General features: G+C 41.0%; 10 protein-coding genes and 1 pseudogene. 3 read left to right on the forward strand and 8 right to left on the reverse strand.

Going from position 1 to position 14,293, the window contains the following annotated elements; all coding sequences use genetic code 11:
* Positions 1-329: 329 nt before the first annotated feature.
* The 7 genes and pseudogenes from ACIFQN_RS02990 to ACIFQN_RS03020 form a co-directional block, all read right to left on the reverse strand.
* A complete protein-coding gene (locus ACIFQN_RS02990) occupies positions 330-1,187 on the reverse strand; it encodes a class I SAM-dependent methyltransferase (protein ID WP_429831545.1) in 858 nt (285 codons plus the stop codon).
* 329 nt (positions 1,188-1,516) lie between these two features.
* A complete protein-coding gene (locus tag ACIFQN_RS02995; protein ID WP_429831546.1) occupies positions 1,517-1,777 on the reverse strand; it encodes a hypothetical protein in 261 nt (86 codons plus the stop codon).
* Positions 1,778-1,823: 46 nt separating this feature from the next.
* Positions 1,824-2,078, reverse strand: a pseudogene (locus tag ACIFQN_RS03000) (LysE family translocator); the annotation flags it as partial.
* Positions 2,079-3,102: 1,024 nt separating this feature from the next.
* Positions 3,103-5,718 (reverse strand): phosphoenolpyruvate synthase, encoded by a 2,616-nt coding sequence (ppsA, locus tag ACIFQN_RS03005; RefSeq protein WP_429831547.1) that lies wholly within the window; start codon positions 5,716-5,718, stop codon positions 3,103-3,105.
* A gap of 408 nt (positions 5,719-6,126) precedes the next feature.
* The gene (locus tag ACIFQN_RS03010) at positions 6,127-6,585 is read right to left on the reverse strand and encodes a hypothetical protein (RefSeq protein ID WP_429831548.1); all 459 of its coding nucleotides are present in this window, start codon (positions 6,583-6,585) and stop codon (positions 6,127-6,129) included.
* 509 nt (positions 6,586-7,094) lie between these two features.
* Positions 7,095-7,316: a GrpB family protein gene (locus tag ACIFQN_RS03015; RefSeq protein WP_429831549.1), complete on the reverse strand. Its 222-nt coding sequence runs from the start codon at positions 7,314-7,316 to the stop codon at positions 7,095-7,097.
* Between the two features lie 86 nt (positions 7,317-7,402).
* Positions 7,403-7,870, reverse strand: coding sequence for a GNAT family N-acetyltransferase (locus tag ACIFQN_RS03020; RefSeq protein ID WP_429831550.1), 468 nt, complete (start codon positions 7,868-7,870; stop codon positions 7,403-7,405).
* Positions 7,871-8,606: 736 nt separating this feature from the next.
* Between ACIFQN_RS03020 and ACIFQN_RS03025 the strand changes: the two genes are divergently transcribed.
* The 3 genes from ACIFQN_RS03025 (at position 8,607) to ACIFQN_RS03035 (ending at position 11,575) form a co-directional block, all read left to right on the forward strand.
* Positions 8,607-9,836, forward strand: a complete 1,230-nt coding sequence (locus ACIFQN_RS03025; RefSeq protein WP_429831551.1) for an IS110 family transposase — start codon at positions 8,607-8,609, stop codon at positions 9,834-9,836.
* 267 nt (positions 9,837-10,103) lie between these two features.
* Complete coding sequence (locus ACIFQN_RS03030; RefSeq protein WP_429831552.1) at positions 10,104-10,922, forward strand: hypothetical protein; 819 nt, start codon at positions 10,104-10,106, stop codon at positions 10,920-10,922.
* Positions 10,923-11,002: 80 nt separating this feature from the next.
* Positions 11,003-11,575, forward strand: a complete 573-nt coding sequence (locus tag ACIFQN_RS03035; protein ID WP_429831553.1) for a DUF6037 family protein — start codon at positions 11,003-11,005, stop codon at positions 11,573-11,575.
* Between the two features lie 106 nt (positions 11,576-11,681).
* Here ACIFQN_RS03035 and ACIFQN_RS03040 read toward each other — a convergent pair whose 3' ends face one another.
* Positions 11,682-13,868, reverse strand: a complete 2,187-nt coding sequence (locus ACIFQN_RS03040) for a helicase-related protein (protein ID WP_429831554.1) — start codon at positions 13,866-13,868, stop codon at positions 11,682-11,684.
* Positions 13,869-14,293: the final 425 nt, after the last annotated feature.

A 14,293-nucleotide genomic window follows, 5' to 3' on the forward strand; every position in this document is an offset into this window, starting at 1 on the left:
ATCTGCATTAACGGAAGCAGCTCATTCAATGACTGACGGTAATAACACCGGCAGCCTCTATTTGTGTCTGTTTGATTTTAGCGTAGTGATCTAGCTTTTCTATATGATACGGTTTCTCCGCGCTGTCTGTAACGGCAAGCTTTAAATAAATAGCCGATCCAAAAATGTACAAGGGTCGGCTTTCATAGCATAAGACTTTCCCAGTTGGTCACGTTCACAAATAGCAGCCTTTTCCGGTTCGTACGCCGACAAGTCGGTTGAGTAACCCATTTCGTAGCTCCCTCTACCTAGGCACTGCTATCGAATGGTCGATATAATGAGTCTCAACTCTAGGTAGTTGCTATCAGGAACTCCTCTCCGCTTGGCAGCCAAAAACCATCGGTTCGGCCAGTGAAGTAGCGCTGGTTAAGTTCTGCCGAGGATACATGCCGGGCTTCTCGGAAACCAGCCTCGCGGGCCAGTGCCAGCATCTCCGTTGGTGTGAAGAAGCTGATGAAAGGCGTGCCGCTTGCTCGCGCTCCCTTCTCCGCCGCCTCAACCTCAGGACGCTTCTCGGGTTCTGTGAGCTTAAGCGGCAGCAAGAACGTCATGGCCAGCGTGGAGCCTGGGGCGAGCTTCGCTACTTGGCGCAACGTAGCCACGATCGCATCCTTGGTGAGGTATTGGGTGACGCCGGTGGATGCTACCACAGCTGGTCGGTTAGCGTCAAAGCCGGCGACCTTCAACTGCTCCCACCAGGACCAGCCTGCCTCGAAGTCGACCGGCACGAGTCGTAGCCACTCGGGGATGCCAAAGCCAAGCTCGATCAGGCGTTGCCTCTTCCAGCCCTGCGTACCTGGCTGGTCGACCTCGAAGATCCGCATCCGGGAGGCGATCTCCGGTCGGCGCTGAGCAAAGGTGTCGAGGCCAGCGCCGAGGATGACGTACTGGGTGACGCCGTTGCCGAGATGTTCGGTGACCAAATCCTCTATAAAGCGAGCGCGGGCCACGATAGATGCTCGGAATCCGCTGGTGCCCTCTGGGTCCATGTCGGGGCGTTGGCGCCATCCGTCTTCCGGGGCCACCAATCGCAGACCGACCTCGTCTTCAAGCACATGCGGTGGTGAATCTATCTGTACGTGCAATGCCCGCCACAACGAGACCCGCACCGCCGTGCTGTCTGGTGCCGTATTTTGCTTATCATGCATGATGTTCTCTCTCCTATCGATTAGGTTCCTTTCTAGGCTTCGATACAAAATGGTTTGATTTTAATATTACAATGTTGTCGTACAATAGTTTAATATCTCCCACCAATTTTGTTTAATGCTACTAATACGCTCCATTTTATAGGACAATTCTGACAAACAACAATTAAATTCTTCACCAAAGACTTTTCTCTCTTATTCCACAATCCTGCCCGTTAGAATTCCGGTAAAACGAATAGCCCTCATCTATTCCCAAGCAGTTTATGCCAATGAAAGTTAAGTTGATTGCGACCTATTAATGAAGTGCTTTTATTGAAGATAAGATGGAGATATCAGTAATCTTTAGTTTTCCAGTCTTTCGGCTTTATATTTTTATTCATCCACTCCCTTTGTGGCGCTAGGTATGGGGTGGTGGCCATTAATTGATTATTGTGCCAACTTGCGGCTCCAGATCGAACCATTTCATCGAGTAGGATTTTAACAAATTCCTCCGGTTGAAGTTGGAAAGAGTAGCGAGCAAAATCTTGGAACCAACCACACTTTAGTAGGTAGTTTTCGATTTTTTCTTTTGCTAATCCGTTTTGAATAATCAATGTGTATGCAAAAATCCTTTTACATGCATGCCATGAAATTTTTATGATAAGCGAGATAGAACATATAAATGGTTCCGATTATCTGCATAACAATTAAAACTTTAGGTATTATCGTCATAAGCATAGTATTCAACATAGCAGAAATAGCAAGTAATACACCAAAAGCAATAGTTGCCCCATACGTATATTCCATTGCCTTTTTTGTCCCAAAATTATTCACTGTGGATAATATGACGATGTTGGTAGGGCCTGGTGTAAAAGTTACAATAAAGCAGTATATAAACAAAGATGTAACATTCATGAGGAAAACTCCCTTTCAAGTATTCTCATGAAATTTACACCTAAAATGAAATGGCATATAGTATATTATTGCAGGATGCTTCTGTACAGTTCACTCTACAAATTTAGGGTGCAGATACGTATATTTCATTCTGTAGAGCTCAAAATTAAAGACAGGTTTTATTGGTTGTTGGTGTTCAAGGAAAATAAAGTATTAGACTATACTATCCTGCCGTACAAAAAGCCAGTCAAAACACTGGCTTTGTCTTTTCCACTATCGAAACCTATATTTTGAGTCGTCAACCCCCTCTCCTTTTCATTGGGCTTCAGTACCTTTAGTACGTATACTGTCCGTTAGAATTCCTGTAAACCGAATAATTTGGTCTTTGCAAAAAACAAGCGCCTCGGTACGATGGGGTTGCACTGAAACATTTCATTTTTTCCTTAAGCTTTTTGACATGCTTGTACTAAATCCATTGTAATTGAAGATTGTACGTACTCTGTTGTACACTTTGTGGGCAAGATCAGGTAAGTAGATCGCCACCACTTCAGGCGAAAATGAATCGACTTCATAAGAAATCCCATACTCACGTAAATCTTTTAGTTTCATTGATGCATACTATTTTTTTCCACAAATTTATCAGCGCCAGTGGGGACAAAAAAAGCAAGATGGGAATCCAAAAAAAGAAGCGACAGCCATGGACTTGAAATTAACGCCCTAGACTGTCGCAGGATTCAACTATTGTTCTCCATTAGTTCAATGAGAACTTTTTATAATTTGGTACAAATGCTAATTCCATCAGCCCACAACTCCTAATTAGGACATATGGGGGAATATCTGATGGATTGCTACACACATTGAAGACTTATCTCTTGAGGAACAAGCTCAGAGAATCAATGAAATATACGAAAATGGGAATTTATGATCCCGAAAGTGGCAACAAAGTGGCCATCCATCCTGTTCCAACGCCCGCCCTTTTATCCATGACAGGTTGCATTTAATACCGTCCATTATGACAAAGGCTCTTACTTGACGTATTCAGCCATTACAATATTTCGATATACCCTTCTGTTCCATGCACGCGAATTCGTTGCCCATCTTTTATCAGGTTGGTAGCATTCTCCACTCCGACAACTGCTGGTAAGCCATATTCACGTGCGATAACTGCTCCATGGGTCATCAGTCCACCAACTTCGGTGACCAGGCCTTTTATGGATACAAACAACGGTGTCCAGCTAGGGTCAGTAAAGGAGGTGACTAATATATCTCCATCTTCTAGATCAGCATCTTCCATGTTTAAGATGACACGTGCTCTTCCCTCTATAACTCCGGAAGAAACAGGTAGACCTACAATAGCTTCGGCTGAGAGATTTTCTCGTTTGTACTCACCTACAATGATTTCACCATCAGACGTGATAACACGTGGTGGAGTTAGTTTTTCATATAATTGATACTCGTCTTTTCGTTTGCTGATGATCTGGTAATCTAGTTTATTTGTGCGTACGACATCGTGAAGTTCTTCAAAAGTGAGATAGTATATATCTTCTTTTTCATGAATAACGCCCACTTGTACGAGTTGTTCGGCTTCTTTCAGTAAAGCCTGCTTATAAACGAAATAGCGATTAACCATGCCGTATTTTGGATATTCCCTAAACCCGCTGAAATCCCGGATTAGGTCGATCATTCGTTTTGTTTCTTTGGCTTTTTGTTCACCATCCGGTAATTGCTTCAATCGATCTAATAACTCTTGTTCTTTTTTCAAAGCTTCCTGTCGCCCTTGCTCAAATTTCCGATTGCTAGCATTAGGCTCAAAGTTTTTGATATTACTAAGAATCATGGGGACAAGTGTAGTTGGTTTTTCGCTCCAACGAATTTTAGTAATATCGATTTCTCCGGTACATCGCATTCCGTATTTGCTGAGATAATCATAGATAGCGTCCCCAGTTTCCTGTCCACCATCAAACTTAACCAGTTCATCCAAAAAGTTATCATCTTTTACATGTTGTAAATAATCAATTACTTCTGGATAAGGACGAATCACATCTGCGACATCCAATAGCGCCAGACCCATTTCCGAAGTAATATTGTTTGGTACAGATTGAGAAAGCGTGTCAGCCACACTTTTTTCACCTAACCACGTGTTCATTTTTTCATTAATCCATGTTGAAGCATCCATAGCAGCCATAATCACGCCGGAACTTTGTGGATTAAATAGAATCTTCTTTAATTGCTGGATATCTTCCAGAATAAAATCAAATAAATCTGATCCTGATTTCGTTTGGATGTTATGTTTTAACTCTTCAATAGAAGTTTGAGTGCTCTTAATCAAATTAGACACGATTGTCGGATCGTTTTCGATTTGTGCTTGAAAACCCGCAAACGGCATACCTTTATTGCTTTTATCGGGACTCAGTTCTTTTTTATCATTTGGTAACGATTGTATAAAATCTCCTCGCTCTATTACGGTCATAAGTGCGTCTTTTATGAGCGGATCGGATTGTCCCAGGGTATTTAATATCGTTTCTCTGCTGACAGGTGAAGCCAGCATATGTGTAACATCAACAAACAACCTTCCACCAGCTTTGCGCATGGGTGCAGGGGTCGTTAACAGGAAAAAAGACAATCCCAATGGTTTCATGGCATCGGTCATCATTTGTTGATGACCGACAGATACGTAAACGTGATTTTCTTGATCATTCGCTTCAGGGATCGGGTATAAAGTAGTGATTGGCCGACTTTGGACAATATAAAAAGTATCATGGGCCAAACACCATTCAATGTCTTGTGGGCAACCAAAATATGCTTCGATCTGTCTTCCAATGCGTTCCAGTTGTAAAATCTGTTGTTCAGTAAGCGTTTGGGTATTTTGTTGCTCAGGATCGATCTGCTGTGTCTCTGTTCCGCCTTCTTTTCGTCCATAGATAGCCAATTTTTTGGTTGCTATCCTCTTATCGACGATTTCCCCTTCCTGTACTTGATAACAATCGGCAGATACCAAGCCAGAGACCAGTGCTTCTCCAAGTCCAAAACTGGCATCGATTGATAGCAGCTTCCGGTTGGAGGTAATTGGATCAGCGGTAAACAAAATCCCTGAAGCCTGTGGGAAAATCATCCTTTGAACGACAACGGATAAATAAACTTGACTGTGGTCAAATCCATTTTGCATACGGTAGATTACCGCGCGATCCGTAAATAGGGAAGCCCAACATTTGCTGATATGCTGCAAGATGGAATCGACGCCGATGATATTTAAATAGGTGTCTTGTTGACCAGCAAAAGAGGCATGTGGTAAATCTTCAGCAGTCGCACTAGAACGCACTGCATAAGCATGTTCCTCTCCAAACTGGGAGAGATAGTGAGCAACTGCGCACGCAACATCGGAAGGAATTTCTACTTCCATAATGATTTGTCGAATCTTCCTGCTGATTTCAGCAATTTGATCTCGATCCCCTACTTTTAGCATTGTTAGTCGATCCAACAAAGCATGATACGTTTCGTTTTGTTCGATGGCTTTTTGATATCCCACTGTTGTAACACAAAATCCTTCTGGTACTTGTATTCCTTGAATTTTTGATAATTCCCCTAAATTTAACCCTTTTCCACCAACGAGCAAAAGCTGCGTTTTTTCCATTTCCTGAAAACAAAGAACCAAAGAACTCATTCAATATCTCTCCTAACCATTAAATTGAGAAAAAACATTTGACATGAGTTTACCGGCATGGTACACTTAAAGTGTAGGATGCAATAATTATGACCGTATAATTTGGAAAAGTCGTAATCAGATTATATCATCGTGTCTGTTTATGTGCAATATTAAAGAACCTGGTAAAACTGTCCAGGTTCTTTTTTGATTTTCCACTACCATTAGTCACATCAAAAAACTTAGTTCAAGCCGACTCCGTCACTGCATAGTCACCTTGCGTGATCCATTAGTCCCATTGTCATCAGGCGCTGCACTTTAAAAAGTCGAATGAGCTGCGTCTTATTTAGTATTTTTTTACCAATCTACAGAATTTAATTTTCATGGTAGCTGAAAACCTAGATACTTTCCTTACGTAGTAAGTCCCTGTCATTTTTGATCTACGTACTTTAGATGAATTATTTCATTGTTTTCAATCCCCTCATCATCTGTCCAAGTTATTTTGTAAACAGGATACTCCCCAAAGAAAAGTGTAATTTCTTTGTCCGTTACGCCATTTTCAAATTCGTTCTTAGCACTTTCTGTGTTAGGGACGTCTTGAAAGATAGTGATATAACCATCTTTAAAATCGGGGTTTTGAACATTACCTGCTTGTTGACTCGAATGAGTTACATCTGATATAAAACTAATTTTATTTACCTTTTTATCTCCCAGATACTTAATTTTACCGACAAAGCGTGCTCCATTCTCTTTATCCGGAATAATTTCAGTAACGCCATTCCAATTTTCAGTTGTTCCTTCGTACTGATAAGACCATTCCTTTTCGGAACACGCTACTAGTAAAAGAAGGGGGATATACAAAAATATAAAGCCTATAGTCTTCTTCAAATTGTATTCCTCCCTTTCCACAGCATTATTTAGTCTACGTAACGATAAAGTCCAATATTCATGTTAATCAAAACAATTAATCAATAGATCAATGTATTAGACCTCAAATCAAATGAACGGCCATGAAGAGCGTTCACTTGATTAAAAAGGACATACCAAAACGTCCAAGATTATCATCAATTCGAATATAATCCCATGAGGGCAGCTTTATATAGCTTTGACCCCAGGTCGGAGGATAATACGGTGTTGGATCGCTATAGCTAACGAGTTTTCCACTAGATTTGCTATATCCAGCTGCTTTGGCATTGAATTCCCCGGCCTGTATTGTTAAACCGTTGCCATCGAATCGATCCCATCTATAGCCTCATAACAGGTTGCTTTTCCCCATACATCAATATTATTTTCTTTAATGATACTCGTCCACATCCAAACAGTTTGTTGAAAGTTTTGCCTTGGGTTAGGACCTTGATCACGCAAGTCATATCCAGATGGGTCAGAGACTGCGTATACTACATTTGAAAATAAGCATCTATGTATTGAAAGGGTCTTAAAATTTCTCGATCACGGACATCATACCTACCAAAATCACCTTTATTAATGTTATAAGTTGAACCGACATGATCAATACGAATAGCTAAATGTCCCAAAGAGGTTCTTAATTTTGAAGCGATATCACCGAACAGATTTTTCCATTCAGGGTCATGTTTAGATATCCTCCATTGATCATCCATGATAATCTCCTTTTGATTGTAGTGTTTTTAGAAATTTATATAAATTTTACCATAAATTGGTCAACTTCATTAAACATAGCTGCTCGTTAGTTTAATTTCAGACAATAGACAAATTCAGGATGATGACCTTGCTCAATTTCGCCAGTTGGTGTAAATCCAACTTTCTCGTAAACACGAATTGCCTTTTGATTATCGTGAATAACAGTTAAAAAGATTTCTTTACAGTTATATTTATCTGCCATTTCTTTCACAATCGCCGTTACTATTGGAACTCCATAACCTTTGCCTTGGAATTGATGACCTATCATCATACTAATCAGTTCATATCTTTCATTTTCTTTTCTATATCCATATGAGGTAAATCCTATTAAAATTTCGTCATCATATATAGTTCTTGGGGTAAAACCATAAACTTGACAAGCCCCTAAAAAAAATGCATTAGACCCTACCCAACGCTCAAATATCTGTATCCTTTGTTCTTGTTCTGGATCAGATTTTAGATTAATGACATCCCAAAAATTAGTTTCTGTAACATGGGAAAGTCTAATACTCATCTTTCAACACTCCCAACAGACTGATATATTCAGTTTATTCCAAATACTGGTGGTTGTAAATCAAAGAAAAATTAATTGCTAAGTTATTCTGCCCGTTAGCCAACCATGCAGCGCAGCTGCACCACAGATTATGAAAATGGATCAGTCTGTCCATAATGACAGGTAGGCTGGCGAAGAAGGTCGTTTCAACATGGTGCCTTGAGCCCAACCGTTAGTCTGACTCCGGCGACCACGGTGCATCACAGATTGTCGCACCCTTTTTGGGTAGCACGTACGGGAGATTAATCCTTTTTGGTTGTTGCACCAGCCTGCCTTTTCATTTATGAAGTGAGTTATTTTGTCGGTTGTTTATTTCAATTATGAAGTAGAGGCACAGCTTTTTTTAAAAACTTTTTGGCTGGGCTTACTTTTTTATTGCCTTTTTTGGTTTTTATTTTCATGGGAGTTTAACGGCCCCAGTCTAAAACTTTATTATCCAGTCTAGTACTTTATTAATCAGTCTAATCACCCATGATCTGATCGATCACAACCATTGATGAAAATGAATTCTGGCTACCGTAAACTAAGGATACGTAGGTCTGAGGTCGAAAGTTTTTTGGTGGTTTTCAACCCCGAAGTCTAATCCGAACCTATTGCACTTCGAGCACCGCCGATTGTTGCGAATGAGCACGTGTATAAAACTACACTGCTTAAAGTGCATGGCCTACTGTATACCTTAGTAAGGAAGGGACTTGCCATGGATGCTATTTTGGAACGCTGTGCCGGTTTGGATGTGCATCAGGAAACCATTGTAGCTTGTGTGATGTTTGGACCGTTAGATAAAAGGGCCAAAAAGGAAATTCGGACATTTGGTACAACAACAAAAGAGCTTCTGCAACTACAAGACTGGCTAGCAGAACACAACTGCACGGATGTCGCTATGGAAAGTACAGGAGTATACTGGAAACCGGTATGGAATATCCTTGAGGGTTCTTTTCATCTGTGGCTTGCCAATCCACAGCGTATTAAAAATGTTCCTGGTCGTAAAACAGACATGAAGGATGCCGTTTGGATTGCCCAGTTACTGCGTTGTGGATTGATTGAAGCAAGCTTCGTTCCACCGGAAGACATTCGGGATCTCCGGGATCTTACCCGGTATCGTCGTAAATTGTTGGGGGACGCTACTGCGGAGAAAAACAGGGTTCACCGCATCCTCCAGGATGCGAATATTAAACTGACGACCTACGTTTCCGATATTTTTGGAGTATCGGGGCGAGCTCTGCTGGAATCCCTTGTCAACGGTGAAGTTCTTGAGCCACATGAAGTGGAACGGATGGTCAAGACTCAGTTAAAACGAAAAGTTCCTCAATTGATCGATGCTTTGAATGGACGTATACGGTTCCATCATCGCAAGATGATACAAAAACATCTCAACCACCTCGCATTTTTGGAGAAAGAAATTGAAGAATTGGAGTCAGATATCGCACAGATTCTTTCTCCCTATCAAGAATCTGTCGATCTATTAGTAACCATTCCCGGCATTCAAAAAGATGCAGCGGCGGGCATCCTTGCCGAAATCGGTTGCGATATGTCGAAGTTTCCCTCAGAAGGCCATTTAGCTTCATGGGCAGGAGTCAGTCCCGGCAATAATGAAAGTGCGGGTAAAAAGAAAAGTACCCGCACACGAAGTGGCAACAAAGGACTCAAGTCCATTCTTTGTCAAGCGGCATGGGCTGCGGCAAAAGCGAAAAACTCACGACTCTCCTCTTTTTACCACCGACTCGTCAAACGACGAGGTCCCAAGAAAGCAAATATGGCTGTCTCTCATTTACTTTTACGGATCATTTATCAAATGCTACTACGTAACCAACCGTATAGTGAATTAGGATGGGACTACCTCCCCAAGAAAGAAAAGAGTTTGGAATACTGGGTTCAACGTATCAAAACTCTAGGTTATAACGTGCAGCTTCAAGCAGAAATCGCCTAAAAAATAATTCCAATTATTGGATTCCATCCTCTCGAGAAAGAGAGGTTCTTTGCCGTGTCTTTTTCAGGATATTCATTTTCGTATAAAAACTTTGTTATCTCTGTACATGTATTTCAAAAAAACGCTGCTACAAGATGCAGGCACGTCTACTGCTTATCTTATTTTATACTGTTTCTTTTCTCACTGATTTGATCGTTCCAATCACAGGACGGTACCCAAAAGTGGTATAATGTGGTTAGGAATTATTAGTAAGGGAGAGAGTTCCTGGTGGATATAGATAATGTACAGATTCCTCCGATCGAAGATGAAAAGGTCTTCGAGAGAATGCTCAAAGATATACTGTGCGTACGCTTAAATAACCAGGATGGAGTGCAGTTAAACGGAACAAAAGGCCAAAGGCAGCATTCTATTGATGTCTTTGGACGTGATAGTACTAGCTTTGAGTGGGTAGGAATTCAATGTAAAGTAAAAGAGTATGGGAAGAAATTAACGACTCAAGAGATCACAAAAGAAGTGGCGGGTGTTGCTGGATTTAATCCATCGCTAAACACATACATCATTGCGACCACGGCGAAGCGTGATACCAAAATGCAACAAACCGCAGCCATGCTTACCACCAAACAAATGCAAGTTATCATTTGGTCCTGGGAAGACATAGAGGAATTGCTAAAAGAAAACGAATACCGATATGTCTATACGAAATACTACAGATCCTTTTTTGTGGATGCCAACCTAGTCGGCAACACCGTTGGAAAGGTTATAACCCTAGAGCTCGGGATCGACAATAATTTTTCAAGTCGTTACCATCTATTCATTGGGAAAACTACCCCACGCGATGGCTATTTCAAAGAGACTTATTTGATTGGAGACTTATTCTCAAAAACCATTGAAAATTTTCATACTCCGGTTTTTGAAAGTGATATTGAATCAGTTATCCGTAACCGGCGAGATCGAAAAATAATAGTTCGTTGGCTTAATAGTATGAACAACATAGAAAAAGTTGTTATTTATGGTGATCAAACAGAATTCTACTATTCTATTTCTCGAAAAACGTTAGCAGAAGATTTAGCCGTGGATGAAGATTAGTTTGATTAAACGTAGTTTCCTTAAAAAGCTCAAGTGGCAAAGGTCATCTGAGAACTCTACTTAGAAAGGATCAAAAAAATATGATTCTAAATAATCTGAAGCCTTTGTTTAAATCCATGCAAGATAATAAGATTAAGCGAGTTAGGTTTCCTTTTTCAATGGCTAATGCCGTTTTCGATGTCTTCTTTTTTGTCGATGAAAGACCCTTCACTTTAATGTTTGGGGCGAAAGGCCTCAATTTTTATTTTGAGGTACCTGTTAAAAATGGTTTCGATATTGATCCAATTCTAGATAACAACGTTTACAATACTTTATGTAAAATTCTAGGGCTTAAATATGATCCTAATCAAAAATTCAGTCCTAGAATATTTTTTCAGGAGTTTGATAAAAAGATTCCTCATAATGTGAGTGCACAGAATGTTCCTAAACCACACCACGTGGCTACCTATAGGAAAAACGTTGAAGAAAATGATAAAATTTTCTTCATGAAATGGCTTGATAATACTATCCAATCACATGATGTTCGTCCCGAAAATCTGGAGAAAACCAAACGAATACTTGGCTATGAAGCGTACATAAGGTGTAAACAGAAGAATATTAGTAGTTGCTGGACTGATAATGAAAGTAAAGCGGTCGACTTTTATTTACCGTAGTTCGACCCACGCTAGTCTTCTCACTATAGTAAGATTGCACAATGTTGAAATGTAAAAAAAACAGCCCTCTGCTATATTTCTACAGAAGGCTGTTCCTATTTTAAAGTTACATATCAAATACAAAGGTCAATTGACCATTGGCTACCTTTTTCCTTTGTTTGATTGACGTACTCTCGATTACCTGAATATTATAGTAATCAAAGAGATCTATCTGTTCGGCTAATTGATTTAAAAGCTTTCTCATTTTCACTGTTGAAACCTCGTGTTCTATAACATCAGTGTTCAGTTCTTTTGTACTCACCACATCATCTTTTGGAAGAACGAAATCTTCCATTGGAGGAAGTCCGCATAGTCGACGCGTCTCGTTAGCCAACGCCTTCATTCGGTGAGCGAGAACCGTTTTAAAATCTGCCTCAGAAACAGTTTCCACCCCTTCGATATCTTTGGCTGCTAGTTTTGTCCACGCATCTGCTACTTCCGAGCTAGCAAAGCAGTTGGCTAGATCGCTTGCTAGTGTAGATTGAGAATCACGAGAATATTGAGCAAGACTTGATTTATCTAGTCGCCCCTCTACCATCATGGCGTGGCCTCTAGCAGACATAATTCTGATAAATTGTGCCATCTGCTGTGTTCCATTGTATACAAGGTAGTACACTCGACATTCTTTCTCTTGTCCAATTCTCCATCCTCGACGACCAGCTTGACGTACAGATGACGACTCGTAGCATAGTTGATTGAAAATGATCGTTGGCCACGGGAGAAGATCCAGTCCAATTTCCACCATTTTACAGTTACATATGATAACCTTCTCACCTTTCTTCTCAAATTCATCAATGCATTCTTGCCGCTTATCAGGCGATGGCTCATCCAAAATGATAGATTCAATACCATGCGCTTTCAAAACAGCTTGCGTGCGTTCATTCTGCTGGTATTCACCAGTGTAGTAGTTGAAAATGATACACCCACGGTTGTCTGCGAGTTCCTGTTGAACAAGTTGCACTAAATGCCGCTCTTTTTCATGATAGTAATCACTTGGGAATGCCTTCGCCTTTACTTCGCTTCCCCCAAAATAAACGCTTGCACCTAAATGTGGTGCGTCTGCGTAGTTGTTGGTTGCAGGGATAAACTTTGACCAAGCACCTTTGTATCCCAATGAAGAACGAGTTTTGCAATTCTCCTTCAATTCATCATGGAACAGCGCATATTCCTCTCCATGTTCAGAATCCATTGTGAGAAAAACGGGTAGTTCCTTTAGTTCGACCAAAGGTAGGCCCATATCAGACAATTCCAAGAAACCCGCTTTATGTAACAGGAATTGTGCAGTCAGTTGTGGAGCAATGCCGGGCTCTTCTGTTGGTTGCTGCTTCACGCGTTTTTTGCGTGTCACCCAACCATCATTGACCTCTTTAAGCGTTACTACTTCCTTCAATTTACCGTAACGTTCAGCCCATTGAACCATTCCTGAATTTCCTTCAAATCCTTGTTCAAGTAATGCCTTGGCGTCTGTCCTCCAAAGGATCTCTTTAATTGAGGTGGACTTTCCATTCACCAAGGTTCCAGTGAGAAGTACATTCTTCTTTGCAGCTCCTACCAACTGATGGAGTGCATCTCCGCGTCCGCTTCCGTCCGCCTTACATTGATGCACTTCATCTACGATCAGTAAATCAAAGAACTTCTTGGCTTTTTTCAAAACTCTGGAGATATTGACCCTCGCTTTATTTCGGGTTTCTCCTTTATTTTCATTAGCAGATCTCCAAAATTTTGCATGACAATCCTCATGTGTACATTCAGTTACACGCTGGCTGCGTCTCCATTTGACATTAAGCTCATAAGGTAGACCGTTTGGTTTTACTGTATGAGAAAGAAGTGCTTCACGACATTCCTCTATTGTAGGAGAAACACTATCTGCACATTCATACCAGCCTAGCGGAACCATTTCGTCCAAATCCTTGTCGTATCGTTCCAATGGACGCAAGCAATCCGGACAATGCCATGCGTAATCGATTGTCCGATCCTTCAAACGTTTCCAGACCCCTGCAAAATAAGGCTCAGAACCCAGTTTGGCGCGATCAATCGAGACGAGCCAAAACTCCAAACCGATTGGTTTGTAACCACTCCGAATCTTTCTTAGTAGCCGAAGAGCATCATCGCCACTTCGAATAATCTCAGTTGTTGCGGTGACCGTTCCTTCAATTTCCTTCTTTGCCCATTTTGGAATGGTGATACCAGGTGCAGAAAGAAGAACTGCGGTACCATGGCGCGCACCATTAGCTTTACGGGTTTCATGATGCACATGGGCTACACCGATAGCTTGGATTGACTATGGTGATAGGTAAGAATATCCCTCGGCTTTAAACGTTAGGGTTATCTTTTCCCCCACCTCACACCGTACGTGAGAGTTTCCCCTCATACGGCGTTCCATCGCTCTTAAATGTTCAGTGAAAATAAAGTATTAGACCGGAACCCCTTATGGTACAAGGAGTTCCGGTCTTCTAAATCACTAGAATTTGAGTATTAGTTTTAGACTCAACGTCAGAATGAAGCAATTCATGGATCTAAACCGAATAATAAAGCTTTAGACTGACTCATCTAACTATCGAACCCGTCGTATTATGAGGGGCTGTCTAAAAAGTCCTTAAAAAGTAAAAGAAGCTGGGGAGAACCGTTTCGTTCTTCCCCAGCTTCTTTTTTCGTCCTTATTGCTTCGAGGAAAGTGGT

It is taken from the genome of Brevibacillus sp. NRS-1366, from assembly GCF_050467985.1.